Consider the following 19,963-nt stretch of genomic DNA (forward strand, 5'->3'; position numbering starts at 1 on the left):
CTTACTCTGAAACCATGTCAGTACCAGAACCGGAAAGAGGTGGCGCCAGGTAAGGGAAACTGTCGCCCATCATGGTGGCATTGACCGGTGCGCCATCAGTAAAGGGGACGTTGCCGACATTGGCATCTTCCGGTTGGCACAGACCCAGATCTGTATCTGTTCCATTCACAGGAATGGGGTAACATAAACGGCCCATGACAACTCGCAGGGCAATATCTACCACATCATCACCGGGTCTGCGTCCGTTAGGGAAACCCGCCAGATCGTCGCCAGCAACACCGAAAGACGATTGCTGGGAAACAGGTTTAGCAGCAATGGCTGTGTTGAGGCGTAACATTTCTGATGGTGTTACCGTTTTTAGCTGATTAACGCCGGGGAAGCCGGTCAGAAATGCTGTGACCAGATCGTTGCGAGGGAAATTGGTGGGCGCCAGTGTGGCTAGGTTGGTTCCCAGTGTCGCATTGACCGCGTCTTTGAACAGAATGTTCAGCAACTCTGGCAGGCTTGGGTGTGTGACATATGTTGCAAACTGAGTATCATCGGCAGGTTTGGATGCTGAGAAGGTATCTTTGTCTTTTAAGCCGATAACCAGCTCATTGACCAGCGGGTTGCCCAGCCTGGAGACCTGCGTCAGCGCGCCGCCATTGACTTCCGGACGGGCGAAGGTCGCATTCGGATTCAGAATCCTTGCCTGTGGCAAGCTGGCCGTCGTCCAGGTACCTATGGTGCCGTTGCCATCTCCGGTAATACAGACTTTGGGGACTTCAACTGCCAGCTCGGTGACATTTTTGAGCCTCAGATCATCATTGTCGGCTGACTGAGTAATTCCGCCCGGAAAACCGCCGCCATCAGAGGCACCAGGCGCACTGTCGCCTTCGACAGGGACATAGTTAACCAGATCGAAGGTTTTACCCAGATTCACGACGAATGGATCTTTGCGCTGGCCGGCAAAGACTTTACCCGTAGCAGCGCAGCCCGGCATGGTAAATTCATAGATGAACTGATTGGCGTAATCGACATAGCCGCTTTCGCTGCCAAAGGTCTTGGTACCGATGAAATCCAGTGGCTTGTGAAATTCTGTCTGGCCTGTTGACACATTGGTGAGTTTGGTTGGCTGGCCATTTTGTTGCGGGCCGTTGACCAGACTCAGGGTGTAGGTTTCACTGAAATTTGCCGCGCTCTGATCGGCGGCACTGATCCCGCCGACAACTTTTAACGGCACGGCCACAGACTGTGTTTCGCCGCTGTTGCCGATATTAAGGGCGACGCCTGTGTTGTTGTTCGGCAGGGCGTTTTTAAACTGGAACTGAAAGGTCAGATCTTCAATCGCATCACCGTCGTTATCAATATGGATGCTATACACGGCGGCCGGATCCATCGCGAAGTAGTTCGGGCCGCCGTAAGCATCTTGCAGCGGTATGTAGTTGGCGATCAGGGTGACGTAATCTTCCCGGCCGCTTTCATAGCTGTTGAAGGCGTAAAAGTCGGTAGAGTCCAGAGTGGGAAGCCGGGTGATGTTTGGTGCTTCTCGGTGACTGGAAGCTGACGCGATGCCGGAAAGGCTCATCGCAATGACACTCACAACGAGTTTGGTATTCATGATGGATCCTTTTTAGTTGTTGGTGGTCATTGAGTAAACGATTGGGGACGGCAACTGGATGCAAAAAATTTACGGCGATACAGAAAAAAGAGAAATCGCCGGAGATATCAGGCAAATACTCTTGTCAGACTTTGATTCGCGGGTCAGTTCGACTAGTATGAGGCGTTGCATCGGTTGGAGGGTGAAATCAGGTTATGTCACGTATTCGAGAAAAGAATCAGGAAGTTATTATCAAGTTTGCGGGTCGCCTGTTTGCGGAGCAGGGTTTTGCAGCAACGAAAGTCGCCGATATCGCGAAGCTGGCCGACGTCCCCAAACCGAACGTGTATTACTACTTCAAGACCAAAGAAAACCTGTACCGTGCGGTTTTGGAAAGTGTGACACAGCCATTGCTGGAAGCTTCCAGTCCGATTGAACAACTCGATGATCCGGCTCAGGCGCTCACTTCTTATATTCAGACCAAATTGCGCATTTCCCGTGATCACCCCTTTGCGTCCAAAGTGTTTGCCAACGAAGTGATGTCGGGTGCACCGTATCTGCCGTCAGATATTGGCGATGAGTTGCTGGCGCAATCTAGAATGATCATTGCCAAACTCGAGCGCTGGATAGAAAAGGGGATGATGGCGCGTGTATCGCCGCAGCATCTGATGTTTACTATCTGGGCATCGACACAGACTTATGCCGACTTCAGCTGGCAGATTTGCAATGTACTGGAAAAAGAAGCACTGGATGATCAGGATTTTGCTGATGCCGCAGAATTTCTGACTCAACTGGTGATTCGGGGTTGCCAGATTAAATCAGCCTGAAGCTGATACACTTCAAATCGTCAGTAAACTTGAAACCAATAAAAAAGCGCTTCCGCCCAACGAGGTAAAGAGCGAAAGCGCTTGGGTGTTATATCCTGAACAAAAACAATGGTGTCATTATGTGATTATCGGCGTTGCTGGAATCGCTCGACCAGACGTTTCGCGGCTGCCTGATGACGGCTCAGCAGTGCCGGTAAATCAACACCGATCACCCTGCCATCATGGACACGCCATTGTCCCGCCACCATGACTCTGTCTGCCTGATGGGCACCACAAAGCACCAGGGCTGCCAATGGGTCGTGCGCACCCGAGAAGCGGATATCATCAAGACGGAACATGGCGATGTCAGCCTGTTTGCCCACCTCCAGTGTGCCAAAATCTTCACGGCCCATAGCACGTGCCGATCCCGATGTTGCCCAGCGCAGGGCATCGAAATGGGTGACATCAGCCGAACCATAACGCAGGCGCTGGATATACAGCCCCATGCGCACTTCGTTCACCAGGTTTGAGCCGTCGTTTGACGCTGAACCATCAACGCCCAGGCCCACTTTCACGCCTGCCGCTTCCAGCTCTTTGTTGCGGCAGATACCGGAGGCCAGCATCATGTTTGATGACGGACAGTGGCAGATACCGACTTCGGCTTTCCCTAAACGGCGAATTTCTTCTTCGTTAAAGTGAATTCCGTGTGCCAGCCAGGTACGGTGATTCAGCCAGCCGGTTTCTTCCAGATAATCGACAGGGCGCAGACCGAAACGCTCCAGGCAGAAGTTTTCTTCATCAATGGTTTCACACAAATGGGTGTGTACCATGACATTTTCACGTTCTGCCAGACGAGCAGTTTCTTTCATCAGATCTGTGGTTACTGAGAAAGGCGAGCAGGGCGCCAGAGCAATCTGCGTCATCGCGCCATCACCACGCTGATGGTACTGACGAATCAGTCGTAAGCTGTCATCGAGTATGGTGTCTTCTTTCTGAATGGTATGACGGGGCGGCAGGCCGCCTTCGTCTTCACCCAGACTCATCGAACCACGGGTGAAAATTGAACGGATACCCAGCTTTTGTGCGGTGTCGACCTGGATATCAATGGCGTGTTCCAGACCGCGGGGGATCAGGTAATGGTGATCCGATGCGGTAGTACAGCCGGACATCATCAGCTCAACCAAGGCCAGCTCAGTGGCTACCTGCATCATTTCTTCATCAAGGCCCGCCCAGACCGGATACAAGGTTTTGAGCCAGTGGAACAGCTCTTTGTTCAGTGCATCCGGATACGCACGGGTCAGCGTCTGATAGAAATGGTGATGGGCATTCACCAGTCCGGGAGTGATGACATGCTCACTGGCATCAATCACCTGATCGGGTTTGTTAGACGGTTGAGCACCAAGAGGAACCAGCTCAATCACTTTGCTGCCTTGAATCACGATGCCACCGCGGGCATCCGATTCTGTGTTTGAGCCTGTGTAAATGGCTAAAGGGTTTTTCAGCCAGATGGTTACCATTTTTATTTCCTTAGCCTTCTCTGCCGTTACCGAGGAGAAGGTCTTATGGGGGTGGGGATCTTCAGGATCCCCGGGTTAAAGTGAAGTGTTATTTGTCTCTCTGTTCAGGATTGTTTAGCTGTTTCAATGTGTTGCTTCTTTTCCGCAGTTTCAGAAGCTTGAACCGGAAGTTCATTCTCTGCCTCGTCGTCTGCGGTTTCCTCGATTTTGTCGCTGACAGCGTTCTCAGGCAGGATCTGGTTAAGCAGTACAGTCACGATTGTGCCGGTAGTAATGCCTGAGTGGAACAGGTTAGCCAGATCGTGTGGCAGGTGCTGAACCAGGCGCGGTTCGATAGTCACTGCCAGACCCGATGCCAGACCGACACAGATCACCAGTGCGTTACGTTTGGTGTCTGCTGCCTTTATCAGCATACGAATACCGGCATAAGCGATCATGCCGAACATGATGAAACCGACACCGCCCAGAACTGGCTTAGGAATGGTCACTGCCAGTGCTGCCAGTTTAGGGAACAGGCCACCCAGGATCAGCAAGCCGCCGGTTGTTGCCACGACATAACGGCTGGCCACACCTGTGATGCCTACGATACCTACGTTCTGACTGAAAGAAGCCAGTGGCATGGCGGTCAGGAAAGCAGCCAGTGTGCTGCCCAGTCCGTCACCCAGCAGGCCGCGTTTCAGATCGTTACCAGACAGTTTGACTTTACAGTTGTTTGCCAGAGCCATGAAATCCCCTGTGGCTTCTGCAATCACGACTATGTAGACCAGGCTCATGCTGATGATAGCCGACAGACTGAAGCTCATTCCGTATTCCATGATGGCCGGGCTGCCCACCCACTCTGCGCGTGCAATCTGGTCAAGATCAACCATACCCATTGACAGGGCCACCAGATAACCACCGGCCAGGCCGATAACAATGGCAGAGGCGGCGACGGCACCACGGCAGTAAATGGAAACGACGATAACGATTGCCAGCGAGATAAATGCCAGGAACAGCTTTGGCATGGTCGCGAACTGTTCACTGGTATTAGGTGCATCGCCCACCCAGTTCATGGCGACGGGCAGAATGGTCAGGCCAATTAGTGTTACCACCACACCGCTGACCACATTGGGAAACAGCTTACGGATTTTATCCATGAAGAAGCTGGCTGCCACGACCACAAAAGAACCGACAAGTGCCGCGCCCATGATACCGCCTACACCGTCAGCATTGCCTATGCTGATGGCAACACCCAGAAAACCGAAACTCGAACCCATCACAACGGGCAGACGAATACCGACAGGGCCAAATCCAAGACACTGGGCAATGGTAACAATACCGGAAGCGAGCAGGGCGGCATTGATCAGGGTGACGACTTCATCGGTCGGCAGACCAATAGAGGTGCCGACAATTAATGGCACAGCGACAATGCCGCCGATGGAAGCCAGCATATGCTGGATAGCTAAGAGCAGGGTGATACTGTGTGGTGGTCTCTGGTTTAGCGTATAGAGAAGTTTCATCGTTAGTTCTCCACAATTCATCCGATGAATTGGCTGCGTAGGGTTATAGGTTGTGTTCGCGTCTATGGCTTTATTAAATTTTGTTTTTTAAGTATGCAGTGACCTGCCTCTGCCGTTCGACAGAGGTAGGTATGCATATATGTTTCTTTTCTAATAATGACTTTTAGATTGGTATTGCATGTGTCATTCAGTGATCAGAGGTACACCAGCTTGGCGACAAAAATCGCGGTCAGAATGTACATGCTGATTGAGACATCTTTGGTTTTGCCCGTGGCGACTTTGAGCACTGTGTAGGTAATGAAACCCAGTGCGATACCGTTGGCGATGGAGAAAGTCAGCGGCATCATCAAAGCGGTGATGGCGGCAGGCGCAGCATCAGTAAAATCGTTCCATTTTACGTGCTGCATGCTGCTCATCATTACAAAGGCAACGTAAATCAGTGCGCCGGCAGTGGCGTAAGCCGGGATCATGCCAGCCAGCGGTGAGAAGAAGATGGCCGCGACAAACAGCAGGCCTATCACTATGGCTGACAACCCGGTCCGGCCACCTGCCGCAACACCCGCTGCACTTTCTACATAACTGGTGACAGGCGGACAACCCACACACGCACCTGCCACACTGGCGATACTGTCGGCTTTCAGAGCCTTGCTCAGACCTTCAATTTTACCGGTTTCTTTGTTTCTCAGGTTTGCCCGCTCAGCCACACCCATCAGGGTACCGGCAGTATCAAACATATTCACGAACAGGAAAGCCAGGATCACGCTGATCATCGAAATGTTCAGTGCGCCGGCAATATCCATGGCGAAAAGGGTCGGTGCCAGACTCGGTGGAGAAGAAATCACCCCATTGTACTGAACCAGACCCAGCAGAATACCGATCAGGGTAACACTGAACATACCGATCAGGACGGCACCGAAGACCTTACGCTCACTCAGTACGGCAATGATCAGAAAGCAGATTGCGGCCAGCAGCGCCTGTGGCTGGGTAAAGTCACCCAGACTGACCAGAGTGGCAGGACTGTCTACCACGATACCAGCAGTTTTCAGGCCGATCAGTCCCAGAAACAGACCCACACCGGCAGTCATGGAAAAACGCAGGCTTTCAGGGATACTTTCGATGATCCATTCGCGGACTTTGTAAAAGCTCATCGCAACGAAAAGAATACCGGAAATCAAAACCGCCCCTAAGGCAACTTGCCAGCTGTAGCCCATTTCTCCCACTACTGTGAAAGAGAAAAAGGCGTTCAGCCCCATGCCCGGTGCCAGACCGACAGGCCAGTTTGCAAACAGGCCCATCAGCAAAGTGCCTATTGCAGCACCAATACAGGTTGCAACAAAAACCGCTTCGGCATCCATGCCTGAGGCCGACATGATCTGTGGGTTAACGAAAATGATATAAGCCATGGTGGCAAAGGTTGTAATCCCACCGACGATCTCACTTTTCACGTTGGTGCCGTGAGCTCTGAGTTTAAACAGACGCTCTAACAGTGAAGCTGAAACAGCTTCAGAACGACCGAGCGTTTCTGTTTTAGAGTTGTTCATGACGACGCTTCCTTTTTTTGCCTGAGTGACGATGTGTGCTGGTTGTTTTTTAGTGTTCCCAACTTCACCTGTCAGACAGGACTTCCCTCTAATGTTCCAGGCCGTCACTTACTGAAAACCCTGCCGGCCTGGTCACTGCCGGAGACTGCGTGGTTTTTGAAGTGATTACTACTTAGCCTGCACTCATTGTATACAATCTTCAAACTCTCTTGCGCGGTACCCGGACCTGCATCTGACCTCAGGCCGGGAACCATCATTGTTCTACTTGTGTTCCGTTGTGGATCAGCTGCCCCGGTATGTCGAGAAGCTGTAAGGTGAAACCAGCAGCGGCACATGATAGTGGCTGCCGGTATCTGCGATACCGAAACGGATGACTATATCGTCCAGAAAGGGAACTGAAGACAGTTCAACGCCTTTCTGGCGGAAGTAATGGGCAGTCTCAAATACCAGCTCATATTTACCGCTCTGGAATTCGCTTCCTTCCAGCAAAGGCTGGTCAGTTCTGCCATCAGAATTGGTATGAGTGGTTTTAACCAGAACGAAGTCTGTGCCTTCTTGACGATAAAGCGACACTTTAATTTCCGCTCCAGGTAAGCCTGAGGCTGTGTCAAGCACGTGAGTTGTCAGTTTTCCCATGGATAACCTCGCGCGTTGCGCTCCTTAAGTTGTACAGAAAATGGATTACTTCTTGCATACCTATTGTATGCCTTCTGATGTGTGATCCGTAATCAGTTCGCCACATTGTATTTAACTATGTACACAACTTTACCGATTAGTAAAGGCTTGTGTAACCGAAATGTTAACCCGAAAGTTAGGCTATGTAACCCTTTGTTGTACCTGACTGTTAGCTAACGTATTGATATTAAAGTAAGCTATATAGGGGTAACAAGCAGTTAACTTTTTTTGATGGATATTAAAAAATGTTGCGCACATTTTATTTACAAAAATTCTGGATATTGTATACAATCACTGTTATAAATTGATTATCAGATGGTCAGTGTGTTGACCAATTAGGATTAAAGGAGTCATGTGTGAGTAATGAGTATCCACGCAATCTGATCGGCTATGGTGCAGTACCCCCGCACCCACGTTGGCCAAATGACGCTCGCGTCGCTGTCTCTTTTGTTCTCAACTACGAGGAAGGTGGGGAACGTTGCATTCTTCATGGTGATAGCGAGTCGGAAGCATTCTTGTCTGAGATCCCAGCGGCACAGCCATTTCCGGGTCAGCGTCATATCAGCATGGAATCGATTTATGAGTACGGCAGCCGTGCTGGCGTATGGCGCATCCTGCGCTTGTTTAAAGAATACGATGTGCCGCTGACTGTATTTGGTGTGGCTATGGCACTGGAACGTCACCCGGATGTGGCGAAAGCGTTTGTCGAAGCCGGCCACGAGATCTGTAGCCATGGCTATCGCTGGATTGATTATCAGAACATTGACGAGTCAGAAGAGCGCGATCACATGATGAAAGCGATTGAGATTATCAAAAATCTGACTGGCGAGCGTCCGTACGGCTGGTACACAGGCCGCACCGGCCCGAATACTCGTCGCATTGTGGCGGAAGAGGGCGGCTTTATGTACGACTCTGATGCCTACGATGACGATCTGCCTTACTGGCACGAAGAAGGTCCGAAACCGCAGCTGGTGATTCCTTACACACTGGATACCAATGACATGCGTTTTGCTACTGTGCAGGGCTTTAATGCAGGTGATCAATTTTTCAATTATTTAAAAGACACCTTTGACACCCTGTATGAAGAAGGTGCTACAGCACCCAAAATGATGTCAGTGGGTTTGCACTGCCGCCTGATTGGCCGTCCCGGACGTATCGCTGCACTGCGCCGTTTCCTGGATTATGTCAGCCAGCACGACAAGGTCTGGCTGTGCCGCCGAATTGATATCGCCAAGCACTGGCACGAACACCACCCGCACCCAAGTATGAAGGAGTATTAATGATGGCGCGTTTTACGTCTTGCCAACCGAGCCAAATGAGCAGGGAAGAGTTTGTCTCTCAATTTGCAGATGTGTATGAGCACAGCCCCTGGGTGGCGGAAAAAGTTTACGACAATGGTCTCAGTGATGCTGATGATGACATCAGCACCCTGCATGCGCGTATGGCAGATACTTTGCTTTCAGCCAGCAAAGAAGAACAGTTAGCCCTGATTAATGCGCACCCGGATTTAGCCGGAAAAGCCGCTGTGAACGGTGAGCTGACCGAAGCGTCGACCGCCGAGCAGGCTGGCGCAGGGATTAGCCAGTGTTCACCAGAAGAATTCGAAAAGTTCAATCGTTATAACGATAGCTACAAAGCACGTTTTCAGTTTCCCTTCATCATGGCGGTGAAAGGGGCCAATCGTTATCAAATCCTCGAATCGTTCGAGGCGCGATTAGGCAATGAAATTGAGGCTGAGTTCGATAAGGCGTTGGAAGAGATCAATAAGATCGCTTTATTCCGCCTGCAGACAATGTAATCAGGACAGGAATAGTCACCATGAGTACACCAGTGAGACAACTGACGATTGAGCCACTTACCCGCGAAGCATTTGCCCCTTTTGGTGATGTTATTGATAAAGAAGTAAGTGACTACTTTATGATCAATAACGGGTCAACCCGACGTTACCATGCTATGGCGAATGTGGATGTGCAGGAAGAAGGTGGTTCAGCCATCATCAGTATCTTTGAAGCCCAGCCTTTGAGTTATCCTTTACAGATAGCCATGATGGAGAGGCATCCTCTGGGATCTCAGGCCTTTATTCCTTTACTTGGAAATCCGTACCTGATCCTGGTGGCCCCGGCAGGGGACACACCGGACCCCGCTCAGCTTAAGGCGTTTTACAGTAACGGACGTCAGGGCGTGAATTATGGAAAAGGGGTCTGGCACCACCCGGTTCTGGCTCTGCGCAAGGATGATCAATTTCTGGTCGTCGATCGTGCCGGGCCTGGCAATAACTGCGATGAAGTGTACTTTTCTGACGATGTTCGTATCGAATTATCACTGAGCAGTTTGGAGCAGGAAGCATTAACCGTCGCACTTTGATAAGCCCAAGGCAATTAAAGTTCGCATAACATAACAGGAGTTCGTTATGGATCCACATATGACGGAATGGCTGAATCTGGCAATTCGCTGGGTTCACATGATTGTAGGTATCGCCTGGATTGGTGCCTCGTTCTACTTTGTCTGGTTGGAAAACAACCTGAACCGTGTCAATCCGAAAACTGGCTTGTCTGGTGACCTCTGGGCCATTCACGGCGGTGGTATTTATCACCTTGAAAAATACAAACTGGCACCGCCAAGCATGCCTGAAAATCTGCACTGGTTTAAGTGGGAAGCTTACTTCACTTGGATCACAGGTGTTCTGCTGCTGGGTGTGGTGTATTACCTCAATGCGGATATCTATCTGGTTGCGCCGGGCTCAGGTCTGAGTGCCACGGCATCAGTTGCACTGGGTGTAGGCTCTCTGGCAGCTGGCTGGATTATTTACAGCCTGCTGTGTGATTCCGCGCTGGGTAAGAAGCCGATGTTACTGGGTATTATCCTGTTCTTCGGTTTAGTGGCTGCAGCCTATGGCCTGAGCCAGGTGTTCAGCGGGCGTGGTGCTTACATTCATGTCGGTGCAATCATCGGTACTATCATGGTCGGTAACGTATTCTTCGTTATCATGCCGGCTCAGCGTGGTCTGGTAAAAGCCATTGAAGAGAACCGCGAACCGGATCCTGTACTGCCGGCAAAAGGTCTGCTGCGTTCACGTCATAACAACTACCTGACGCTGCCAGTGCTGTTCATCATGATCAGCAACCACTTCCCGAGCACTTATGGCTCAGAATATAACTGGCTGATCCTGGCAGGTCTGGCGGTCTTCAGTATCCTGGTGCGCCACTACTTCAACACCCGTCATGGCAGCCAGAAGTTTGCCTGGACAGTGCCTGTGGCAGCTCTGGGCATGATCGCGCTGGCATTTGTGACCTCGCCTTACGCAAGCCGAATGGGTGAGACTTCTGTTCCTGCTGCGTCTGTCCCTGCTGTAGAAGCTAAAGCAGAATCAGCGACTGCACAGGCAGAAACCGGCTCGGCAACAGCAGCTCAGCCTGCCAGCAGCGGAGTGAGTTTTGCTCAGGTGAATGATGTCATTCAGGAGCGTTGTTCAGTGTGCCATTCAGCACAACCGACGCACGCTGCGTTCTCGACAGCGCCTGCGGGTGTGATACTGGATACACCGGAAGAAATTAAAGTGAATGCACCCCGCATAGTTGCGCAGTCGGTACAAACGAAAGTAATGCCGCTGGGTAACCTGACTCAGATGACCGATGATGAGCGTAAGCTGATCGGTACCTGGGTGAAACAGGGCGCGCATCTTTAATCCCCTCGGGGGCGAAAGCCCCCACTTTATAGTCCGTTAGCCCAGACATATCCGGTGCTACAGCTTGGATACAAGCAGGCGAAGTTCATAAACTAGATGGCAATCTGATTGAATAAGCGTGTGTTGTGACCAAAACTGAAACCTGGGTAAAGAAGGGCAGATAATCTCCTTTACATATCAATCCATAATATGTGACCAGCCCCATACGATTTGTATCGGGGCTTTTTTTTGTCTGAAATTTATGCAGGCCTGGTAAGTAAAATCAGCAATTCCTGGTTATCAGCCAGCAGATCGGTGATGGTGCATTGGTCTAACTCTGCCAGAAAAGCGTCTTTGGCTTTCGCCAGATAAGATTTCAGGCGGCAGGCTGGCGTGATATGGCAGAACTCGGGTGCGCAGTTCACTACTTGCAGCGGTTCCAGATCCCGAACCACCTGACCCACAATGATCTCACTCGCTGGCATTGCCAGACATATCCCGCCATTTTTTCCGCGTACGGTTTTTACATAACCCAGCTGGCCCAGTTTATTGATGATTTTCACCATATGATTTCTGGACACAGCAAACGTGTCACTGACGTGGCTGATACTGGTGAGCTCCCCGTCTGGCAAGGAACCCAGCAAGATCAACGCTCTTAATCCGTAGTCAGTAAAATTGGTCAGTTGCACATTTATTCCTCTTTGAACACTAGCAGCAAGTGTAATTCCTTTGTTGACTGAAAGATATATTTAAGATACAACTTTAAAACATGCATTATAGATACATCTTTAAAGGAAGCTGCTATGCTGAGCCAGAACACCATCGATATCGTTAAATCTACCGCACCGCTTTTAGCCGAAACCGGCCCTAAACTCACTGCACATTTTTATGATCGTATGTTCAGTCATCACCCTGAGCTGAAAGATATTTTTAACTTTACCCATCAGGACAGCGGTCGTCAGCGTGAAGCCTTGTTCAATGCGGTGTACGGCTATGCCGCTAATATCGATAATCTGGAAGTGCTGTTGCCTGTGGTGGAGAAAATTGCCCAGAAACATGCCAGCTTCAGCATTACGGCTGATCAGTACGCGATTGTGGGTGAGCACTTGCTTGGGACCATTGATGAATTGTTCGCACCGGGCCAGGCAGTGCTGGATGCATGGGCAGAAGCGTATGGTGTACTGGCGAAAGTCTTTATTGATCGCGAAGAGGCCATTTACCAGGAAAATGAGGCAAAAAGCGGTGGCTGGCGCGGCACGCGGGAATTTGAGCTGGTGGCAAAAACACCAGAAAGCGATGTGATTACCAGTTTCGTGTTTATGCCGACAGACGATCAGCCGGTCGCGGCTTACCAACCGGGACAGTACATTGGTATTTATCTGAAGCCAGATTGCTTTGACAATCAGGAAATCCGCCAGTACAGCCTGTCGGGGGCCTCCAATGGCAAGACTTACCGAATTACGGTCAAGCATGAGAAGCTGGGTACTGTGTCATCTTATCTGCATCAGCAGCTGAAGGTCGGTGATAAAGTCCAGCTGGCAGCACCATCCGGAGACTTCTTCTTCCGTTCTGAAGTGACTCAGCCTGTTGCCCTGATTTCGGCAGGTGTGGGTCTGACGCCTGTGCTGGCGATGCTGGAGAGCATCAAAGACAGTCACCAGGCGCCGGTTCATTGGCTACATGCTGCCGAAAACCACCGTCAGCATGCGTTTGGCAGCCAGGTGGAAGAGATTGCAAATACAACAGAGGGTGTCAGTAGCCGTGTATGGTATCGCGAGCCACAGGGAGTCAACACAGATTTTGACGGCTTTATGGATCTCAGCCAGATGGATGGTGCAATTGACTGGCACAATACCACTTTCTATTTCTGCGGCCCGGTAGGTTTCATGCAGCATGTGGCAAAGCAGCTTAAAGAGAAAGGCGTGAGCGAATCGCAGATGCATTATGAGTGCTTCGGACCGCATAAGGTGTTGTGAGTTAGATTCAGACAGAAGCAGGCAAGATAAAAAACGCCCGTCCGCGGCGGTGTTAGAGACGTGAATACCGGGACGGGCAAGGATAGACGCATTGTGGAGACGCGAGTTTTTAGCTCGCTTTTTTCTTAGTTACCATTTCTGGTTCGGTTGTGCCTTCGGCATCGTAGGCTTTTTCGCCATAGACGAAGGTTTTGCTGACGGTGCGGTCATCACCCAGACTCATCAGCACAAACAGTTGCTCTTCCAGCGTTTTTGCTTGCTGCATGCGGAAAGACATTAACGGTGTGGCGTGCAGATCCAGTACCACGAAATCTGCTTCTTTGCCGGGTTTCAGGTTGCCTATTTTGTCGTCCAGGTACAGGGCTTTGGCACCGCCCAGTGTCGACAGATACAGAGATTTCAGCGGATGCAGTTTCTGCTGCTGTAACTGCAGAATCTTATAGGCTTCACTCATAGTCTGGAGCAGTGAGAAACTGGTGCCGGCACCAACATCGGTGCCCATACCGACACGAACACCATGTTGTTCCATTTTTGGCAGATTGAATAAACCAGAGCCAAGGAACAGGTTAGACGTCGGGCAGAACGAAATGGCAGAACCGGTTTCTGAAAGTCGTTTGCACTCACAATCGGTTAAATGAACACCGTGGGCAAATACCGCTCTGTTTTTCAACAGCTTGTAATGATCGTATACATCTAAGTAACTGTCACGCTCAGGGAAAAGTTCCAGTACCCACTCAATTTCTTTCTTGTTTTCAGAAAGATGGGTGTGCATGTACACATCCGGATACTCTTCCAGCAATTTACCGACTGTGGCCAGTTGCTCTGGTGTGCTGGTTGGCGCGAAACGCGGCGTCACGGCATACAGCAGGCGGTCTTTGTTGTGCCATTTTTCGATCAGCGCTTTTGAGTCCTGATAACCGGATTCCGGGGTATCGGTCAGGTAATCCGGCGCGTTGCGATCCATCAGGACTTTACCGGCAATCATGCGCAGTTTGCGTTTTTCAGCTTCTTCGAAAAACACATCTACCGATTCTTTATGTACTGTACCGAAAACCAGAGCAGTGGTCGTTCCGTTGCTGGCCAGCTCATCAAAGAAAATATTGGCAACCTGACGTGCATACACAGGGTTTTTAAACTTCAGCTCTTCCGGGAAGGTGTAGTTTTCCAGCCAGTCCAGCAACTGCTCGCCGTAAGAGGCAATCATACCGGTTTGCGGATAGTGAATATGGGTATCGATAAAGCCGGCTGTGATCAGCTTGTGTTCATACTGAGTAACGGGCATTGAGGACGGGTGGCGTGCCAGTACTTCTTCGGCCGGGCCCACATCCAGAATGTGGCCGTTATCAACCACCAGAACACCGTCTTCAAAAAATTCAAAGCTGTTTTCAAGGCCGACTTCCTGGGGATCGGCAATGCTGTGTAAAATCGCTGAGCGATAAGCCGTGCGTTGTAATGTCATGTATTTATCCTTCGTTAATCGCTGTCAGGCGACTTGATTGTCGGTGCTGTCATTGAGCTCTGTGGCAGCAGAGTCCTCGCGTTTATCGGCCAGGGTTTCGCCCTGATAGTGGGCAATCAGCTCGCCCGCAACGGAAACCGCAATTTCAGCCGGATGCTTACCCTTGACGGCATCAATCCCAATCGGGCAGACCATACGCCGTATGGTTTCATCATCGTAGCCGCGTTGTGACAGTCGATAATCAAACTTCTTCCTCTTGGTCAGCGACCCTATCATGCCAAAATAGGCAGTATCATTTCTGTTGAGGATTTCCCTTGCCAGTTCAAAATCCAGCTGATGATTGTGCGTCATCACCAGATAATAACTGTTGGCGGGCATATCGCGGATCTCGCCAACCGGATCATCAGACACCAGCTTGGATACACCGAGTGGCAGCTCGGCAGGGAATTCACTTTCCCGCTGATCGATCCAGGTCACGCGAAAAGGTAATGTACTGACAATATGGATTAACGCTTTCGCGACATGGCCTGCACCAAAAAGCACCAGATGGTGTTGTTGCTGACCAATCGGCTCCAGGCTCAAGGTGGCCATACCGCCGCAGCACTGACCCAGTCTGGCACCTAAATTGAAGTGCTCGACGCGCGGATGTCTGTCTCCGGTCAGCAGCATTTCCCGTGCCAGTTTGATCGCTTTGTGCTCCAGGTGACCGCCGCCAATGGTGGCGATGATCTCGTTACGGGTCACCAGCATTTTGGTGCCGGCATCACGAGGTACTGAACCCCGGTCTGCCAGTACAGTGACCATGACACAAGGTTCACCACGTTGATCCAGTTCAGCCAGGGCATGAATCCAGTTGTCTTTAAACATCGCGCTTTCCTCATCAGGCGAGCCCGAAGGCCCGCCATATACTACTTTTGGCTGTTTTTACTGGGCTTGTTCACTTGTTGCTGTCTCTGCCTCTTCTTTCTTCCTGCGACTCAGGAAAGGTTGAGACGAAGACGGTTGCACTTCGTTAATTGCCCACAGTACGCGCTCTGGTGTTGCCGGGGTGTCCAGTTTCACTAAAGTACCTGGCTCAGCAACTGAACGGATGGCGTCTTTAATGGCGCTCCAGACCGACATACCCAGCATGAACGGAGGTTCACCCACGGCTTTAGAGTTGAAGACTGTGTCTTCCGGGTTGCTGCGGTTTTCCAGCAGATGCGTGCGGAAATCAATCGGCATATCAGCAATGGCCGGGATCTTGTAGCTCGCCGGACCGCTTGTCATCAGGCGGCCCTGATCGTTCCACACCAGCTCTTCTGTCGTCAGCCAGCCCACACCCTGAATAAAGCCACCTTCAACCTGACCGATATCAATCGCCGGGTTCAGGGAAGCACCTACATCATGCAGTATGTCGGCACGCAGGATTTTGTATTCACCGGTCAGGGTATCCAGTACCACTTCGGCACAGGCTGCACCGTAGGCGTAGTAGTAGAATGGGCGACCGCGCGCTTTCTCATGATCGTAGTAAATCTTAGGTGTGCGGTAGAAGCCTGTGCTCGACAGCGAAACCTGATTGAAGTAAGCCATCTGAATGATTTCTTCAAAGGTTTTCAGTTCTTCACGAATTTGCACCAGGCCGTTTTTAAAGATCACTTCTTCCGGCGTGACTTTAAAATGGCTGCAGGCAAAATCGATCAGGCGCTGTTTGATGGTCAGCGCGGCATTCTGAGCCGCTTTACCGTTCAGGTCAGCACCAGAGGATGCCGCCGTGGGCGAAGTATTCGGGACTTTGTCGGTGTTGGTCGCCGTGATCTGAATACGGTCGATATCCACCTGAAACACTTCTGCCACTACCTGAGCCACTTTGATATTCAGACCCTGACCCATCTCTGTACCACCGTGGTTGAGATGAATACTGCCATCAGTGTAAATGTGGATCAGCGCGCCCGCCTGATTCAGGAAAGTGGCTGTAAACGAGATACCGAATTTAACCGGTGTCAGCGCCAGCCCTTTTTTCAGAATCGGACTGGTTTTGTTGAATTCAGCAATGGCTTTACGGCGCGCTTTATACTCACTGCTGGCTTCCAGCTGCTCAGTAATGTCATGAATGAAGTTGTCTTCCACTTTCTGGTAATAGTGGGTGACATTGCGATCATCATGGCCGTAATAGTTCACCTTGCGCACATCCAGCGGATCTTTGCCCAGATGCTGGGCGATTTCGTCCATGATGTGCTCAATGGTCATCATGCCCTGCGGGCCACCGAAACCACGGTAAGCCGTATTCGAAGCTGTATTGGTTTTACAGCGGTGACCTGTCACAGTGGCATCACCCAGATAATAGGCGTTGTCAGAGTGGAACATGGCGCGGTCCACGATAGAGTTAGACAGATCAGGCGAATAGCCACAGTTCCCTGATACCGTAATATCAATACCGTGAATACGACCGTCATCATCAAAACCGACTTTATACTGGTTGTAGAACGGGTGGCGTTTACCCGTCATGACCATGTCTTCCATACGTGGCAGACGCATTTTGGTCGGGCGGCCTGTCAGGTGAGCAATCACAGCAGCCAGGCACGCCGGACTTGCCGCCTGCGTTTCTTTACCACCGAAACCGCCACCCATGCGGCGCATGTCGATCACTACTTTGTGCATCGGCACACCCAGCACTTCTGCCACCAGTTTCTGCACTTCAGTCGGGTTCTGGGTAGAGGTGTACACTATCATGCCGCCGTCTTCGGTTGGCATCACAGAGCTGACCTGGGTTTCCAGATAGAAGTGTTCCTGACCGCCGATATGCAGATCGCCTTCCAGTACGTGCTTCGCGCTCGCCAGTGCGCCTTCAGAGTCGCCGCGCTTGTGCTGGTGACTGCCTGAGACGAAGTGTTTCTTGGCCAGAGCCTCTTCAACATCCAATACGGCTTCCAGTGGTTCGTATTCGATGATGGCCGCCTGAGCGGCTTTGCGGGCTGTTTCCATGTCATTGGCGGCAACCGCAATAACAGGCTGACCGTAGAATTCAACAATGCCGTCTGCCAGTAGGGGGTCGCCCGGTAATACCGCACCTATGTCCAGTTGTCCCGGAACATCTTTGCTGGTGATAGCGATGGCGACGCCTTCAAAGGCGTAGCAGGGGCTGACGTCCAGCTTGGTAATTTTGGCATGCGCATACGTACTGGTACGTGCATACACGTGCAACTGGTTTGGAAATTCCAGCCGGTCATCGATATAAATGGCTTCGCCAGTTACTTGTTTGGCAGCGCTGTCATGCTTTACGCTTTTACCCACGCCGGAAGTCAGATCCTGCGCGAATTTCGCCACCATTTCATCGTGACTCAATGTGTTATGGTGATGATTAGACATAAGCAGTTACCCTTGTTTCAATTTGGCCGTTGGACTGTTGTTCGAGATAGAAACGGTGCAGCATATTCGCGGCCGTTAATGCACGATATTCCTTGCTGGCCCGAAAATCAGACAGCGGCTCGAAATCGTCAGACAGCGCAGCCATCGCGGTCTTGACCGTCTCCAGATTCCACGTCTGACCAACCAGTGCTGCTTCACAGTTGGTGGCACGTTTTGGCACTGCCGCCATACCGCCGAAGGCAATACGGGCATCAGCCACTTTTCCGTCATCGCTTAATGCGATAGTGAACGCACCACAGACGGCGGAAATATCATCGTCCAGACGCTTCGACAGTTTGTACGCACGGAACTGGCTGCCAATCACAGGCTTAGGCACAATGATTTTTTCAATGAACTCGGAAGGCTGCTGGGCCGTGACTTTATAGCTGATGAAGTAGTCTTCCAGCGGTATGGTACGGCGGTCGTTACCACGACGCAGCACAATCTGCGCATTCAGTGCAATCAGCAGTGGGGGACTGTCACCGATAGGTGAGGCATTCGCGACGTTACCGCCGATAGTGCCCTGATTACGCACCTGCAGAGAAGCAAAGCGGTGCAGCAGTTCTCCGAAATCCGGATAGTACTTTTTCAGTGTGGCATAACAGTCAGAAATCGGCAGGTTTGCACCAATTTCAATGCTGCTTTCAGTCTCGGTCAGGATCTTCATATCGCTGACCAGGCCCACGTTGATCAGCTTGTCGATTGAGCGGTGGAACTGAGTGACTTCCAGAGCCAGATCCGTACCACCAGCAACCATGCGAGCATCCGGGTGCGTCAGCAGCAGATTGGCCAGCTCGTCGCTTGAGGTCGGAGAAAAGCCATATTGACCGTCATGTTTCAAAGTGGCGTTAGACAGATTGATTTTGGACAGCTTGGCAACTGTCTGGCGCTCCAGCTCTGCGAACTGATCCATCAGCTGTTCTTCCTGGCTTAGCGACAGGGCAGCATCGACGATAGGGCGGTAACCGGTGCAACGGCATAAGTTGCCTGCTAGCGCTTCCATCACATCTTCTTTATCGGCTGCTGGCTTGTTTTTGCTCAGCGCAAACATCGACATAATAAAGCCAGGTGTACAGTAACCACACTGTGAGCCGTGGTATTCGACCATGGCTTGCTGAACAGGGTGGAGTTGCTTGTTGGCATTTTGCAGATCTTCAACCGTAATCAGCTGCTTGCCATGCAGGGAAGACACAAACGTCAGGCAAGAGTTGACTGAGCGGTATTGCAGTTTTCCGTCGACAAGTTCACCCAGCACTACGGTGCAGGCACCGCAGTCACCAGAGCCACAACCTTCCTTGGTGCCTGTTTTCTTTACATGGGTACGCAGGTAGTTCAGTACCGTCATATTCGGGGAAACATGCTCTTCTTCCCGAATGTCCTGGTTTAACAAAAAAGTAATCAAGTGACCTCCTCACAGGCTCATGATCTGACCTATAAGTCAATTCTGGATATACTTGACCCAGTAGTCAACTTTTGTGTTAACGCTGTGTGACAGAGCAGCTTTGGTTGAAAAATACACTTAACTCTTTTTAATCAATATCTTGCTCCATTTTTGTACTGTTGGGTCATGCCTTTTGTGTCAAATTTGTTTCTAAATGTTGTGATATAGGTAACAAGTCATGGTTTTGATATAACTGTCATCAATAAAACGGAATCTTCATCTGTAAATTTTAGTATTTATTGGTGGAATATGCTGAGTGGAAGGCGTGGGTTTGTTTGTGATTGGATGGGTTAACTTGTTGATATATATCAATATAGAATGATTTTTTTCTTATTGACCATGAATGTAGAGACTCTGTGATCTGACAAGCTTTTTTACGGTAGCATGCCGTATTGAACAGGCGGGCTGAACTAAACTGA

Annotated in this window: 16 protein-coding genes; 6 read left to right on the forward strand and 10 right to left on the reverse strand. The window is 50.7% G+C overall.

Going from position 1 to position 19,963, the window contains the following annotated elements:
- Nucleotide 1: 1 nt before the first annotated feature.
- Nucleotides 2-1,600, reverse strand: coding sequence for a DUF4331 domain-containing protein (locus tag D6M16_RS03550; RefSeq protein ID WP_120510598.1), 1,599 nt, complete (start codon nt 1,598-1,600; stop codon nt 2-4).
- Nucleotides 1,601-1,794: 194 nt separating this feature from the next.
- Here D6M16_RS03550 and D6M16_RS03555 point away from each other — a divergent pair, with 194 nt between their 5' ends.
- On the forward strand, nt 1,795-2,406 hold the full coding sequence (locus D6M16_RS03555; RefSeq protein WP_120510599.1) for a TetR/AcrR family transcriptional regulator: 612 nt from the start codon (nt 1,795-1,797) through the stop codon (nt 2,404-2,406).
- 125 nt (nt 2,407-2,531) lie between these two features.
- Here the strand turns inward: D6M16_RS03555 and D6M16_RS03560 are convergent, their stop codons facing one another.
- From D6M16_RS03560 to uraH, 4 genes are all read right to left on the reverse strand, one after another.
- Nucleotides 2,532-3,902 carry an 8-oxoguanine deaminase gene (locus D6M16_RS03560; protein WP_120510600.1) on the reverse strand — a complete coding sequence of 457 codons (1,371 nt, stop codon included), beginning with the start codon at nt 3,900-3,902 and terminating at the stop codon, nt 2,532-2,534.
- A gap of 104 nt (nt 3,903-4,006) precedes the next feature.
- Nucleotides 4,007-5,401 (reverse strand): nucleobase:cation symporter-2 family protein, encoded by a 1,395-nt coding sequence (locus D6M16_RS03565; protein ID WP_120510601.1) that lies wholly within the window; start codon nt 5,399-5,401, stop codon nt 4,007-4,009.
- Between the two features lie 194 nt (nt 5,402-5,595).
- A complete protein-coding gene (locus D6M16_RS03570; RefSeq protein ID WP_120510602.1) occupies nt 5,596-6,942 on the reverse strand; it encodes an NCS2 family permease in 1,347 nt (448 codons plus the stop codon).
- Between the two features lie 282 nt (nt 6,943-7,224).
- Nucleotides 7,225-7,578, reverse strand: a complete 354-nt coding sequence (gene uraH, locus D6M16_RS03575) for a hydroxyisourate hydrolase (RefSeq protein ID WP_120510603.1) — start codon at nt 7,576-7,578, stop codon at nt 7,225-7,227.
- Nucleotides 7,579-7,973: 395 nt separating this feature from the next.
- On the opposite strand from uraH, the gene puuE reads away from it, so the two are divergent.
- Genes puuE through D6M16_RS03595 form a run of 4 tightly spaced genes read left to right on the forward strand, consistent with a single transcriptional unit; the run spans nt 7,974 to nt 11,302 of the window.
- The gene (gene puuE / locus D6M16_RS03580; protein ID WP_120510604.1) at nt 7,974-8,897 is read left to right on the forward strand and encodes an allantoinase PuuE; all 924 of its coding nucleotides are present in this window, start codon (nt 7,974-7,976) and stop codon (nt 8,895-8,897) included.
- A 2-nt stretch (nt 8,898-8,899) separates the two neighbouring features.
- Complete coding sequence (gene uraD, locus D6M16_RS03585; RefSeq protein WP_120511855.1) at nt 8,900-9,415, forward strand: 2-oxo-4-hydroxy-4-carboxy-5-ureidoimidazoline decarboxylase; 516 nt, start codon at nt 8,900-8,902, stop codon at nt 9,413-9,415.
- 20 nt (nt 9,416-9,435) lie between these two features.
- Nucleotides 9,436-9,981 carry an ureidoglycolate lyase gene (locus tag D6M16_RS03590; protein WP_046219225.1) on the forward strand — a complete coding sequence of 182 codons (546 nt, stop codon included), beginning with the start codon at nt 9,436-9,438 and terminating at the stop codon, nt 9,979-9,981.
- A 46-nt stretch (nt 9,982-10,027) separates the two neighbouring features.
- A complete protein-coding gene (locus D6M16_RS03595) occupies nt 10,028-11,302 on the forward strand; it encodes a urate hydroxylase PuuD (RefSeq protein WP_120510605.1) in 1,275 nt (424 codons plus the stop codon).
- A 239-nt stretch (nt 11,303-11,541) separates the two neighbouring features.
- On the opposite strand, the gene nsrR is transcribed toward D6M16_RS03595, so the two are convergent.
- The gene (nsrR, locus tag D6M16_RS03600) at nt 11,542-11,970 is read right to left on the reverse strand and encodes a nitric oxide-sensing transcriptional repressor NsrR (protein WP_120510606.1); all 429 of its coding nucleotides are present in this window, start codon (nt 11,968-11,970) and stop codon (nt 11,542-11,544) included.
- A gap of 114 nt (nt 11,971-12,084) precedes the next feature.
- On the opposite strand from nsrR, the gene hmpA reads away from it, so the two are divergent.
- Nucleotides 12,085-13,257: an NO-inducible flavohemoprotein gene (gene hmpA, locus D6M16_RS03605; RefSeq protein WP_120510607.1), complete on the forward strand. Its 1,173-nt coding sequence runs from the start codon at nt 12,085-12,087 to the stop codon at nt 13,255-13,257.
- Between the two features lie 109 nt (nt 13,258-13,366).
- On the opposite strand, the gene guaD is transcribed toward hmpA, so the two are convergent.
- From guaD to xdhA, 4 genes are read right to left on the reverse strand one after another with little or no spacing between them, the layout of a single operon-like run.
- Complete coding sequence (gene guaD / locus D6M16_RS03610) at nt 13,367-14,716, reverse strand: guanine deaminase (RefSeq protein WP_120510608.1); 1,350 nt, start codon at nt 14,714-14,716, stop codon at nt 13,367-13,369.
- Between the two features lie 24 nt (nt 14,717-14,740).
- On the reverse strand, nt 14,741-15,583 hold the full coding sequence (gene xdhC / locus D6M16_RS03615) for a xanthine dehydrogenase accessory protein XdhC (RefSeq protein ID WP_120510609.1): 843 nt from the start codon (nt 15,581-15,583) through the stop codon (nt 14,741-14,743).
- Nucleotides 15,584-15,640: 57 nt separating this feature from the next.
- Nucleotides 15,641-18,064, reverse strand: coding sequence for a xanthine dehydrogenase molybdopterin binding subunit (gene xdhB / locus D6M16_RS03620; RefSeq protein WP_120510610.1), 2,424 nt, complete (start codon nt 18,062-18,064; stop codon nt 15,641-15,643).
- Nucleotides 18,057-19,505 (reverse strand): xanthine dehydrogenase small subunit, encoded by a 1,449-nt coding sequence (gene xdhA / locus D6M16_RS03625; RefSeq protein WP_120510611.1) that lies wholly within the window; start codon nt 19,503-19,505, stop codon nt 18,057-18,059. The genes xdhB and xdhA overlap by 8 nt, the downstream gene beginning before the upstream one ends.
- Between the last annotated feature and the right edge of the window lie 458 nt (nt 19,506-19,963).

It is taken from the genome of Photobacterium salinisoli, assembly GCF_003614885.1.
GTDB classification, from domain to species: domain Bacteria; phylum Pseudomonadota; class Gammaproteobacteria; order Enterobacterales; family Vibrionaceae; genus Photobacterium; species Photobacterium salinisoli.

Coding starts and splice junctions, on each gene's coding strand:
- D6M16_RS03550 (WP_120510598.1), bottom strand. CDS start 1,600: ATGAATACCAAACTCGTTGTGAGTGTCATTGCGATGAGCCTTTCCGGC.
- D6M16_RS03555 (WP_120510599.1), top strand. CDS start 1,795: ATGTCACGTATTCGAGAAAAGAATCAGGAAGTTATTATCAAGTTTGCG.
- D6M16_RS03560 (WP_120510600.1), bottom strand. CDS start 3,902: ATGGTAACCATCTGGCTGAAAAACCCTTTAGCCATTTACACAGGCTCA.
- D6M16_RS03565 (WP_120510601.1), bottom strand. CDS start 5,401: ATGAAACTTCTCTATACGCTAAACCAGAGACCACCACACAGTATCACC.
- D6M16_RS03570 (WP_120510602.1), bottom strand. CDS start 6,942: ATGAACAACTCTAAAACAGAAACGCTCGGTCGTTCTGAAGCTGTTTCA.
- uraH (WP_120510603.1), bottom strand. CDS start 7,578: ATGGGAAAACTGACAACTCACGTGCTTGACACAGCCTCAGGCTTACCT.
- uraD (WP_120511855.1), top strand. CDS start 8,900: ATGGCGCGTTTTACGTCTTGCCAACCGAGCCAAATGAGCAGGGAAGAG.
- D6M16_RS03590 (WP_046219225.1), top strand. CDS start 9,436: ATGAGTACACCAGTGAGACAACTGACGATTGAGCCACTTACCCGCGAA.
- D6M16_RS03595 (WP_120510605.1), top strand. CDS start 10,028: ATGGATCCACATATGACGGAATGGCTGAATCTGGCAATTCGCTGGGTT.
- hmpA (WP_120510607.1), top strand. CDS start 12,085: ATGCTGAGCCAGAACACCATCGATATCGTTAAATCTACCGCACCGCTT.
- guaD (WP_120510608.1), bottom strand. CDS start 14,716: ATGACATTACAACGCACGGCTTATCGCTCAGCGATTTTACACAGCATT.
- xdhC (WP_120510609.1), bottom strand. CDS start 15,583: ATGTTTAAAGACAACTGGATTCATGCCCTGGCTGAACTGGATCAACGT.
- xdhB (WP_120510610.1), bottom strand. CDS start 18,064: ATGTCTAATCATCACCATAACACATTGAGTCACGATGAAATGGTGGCG.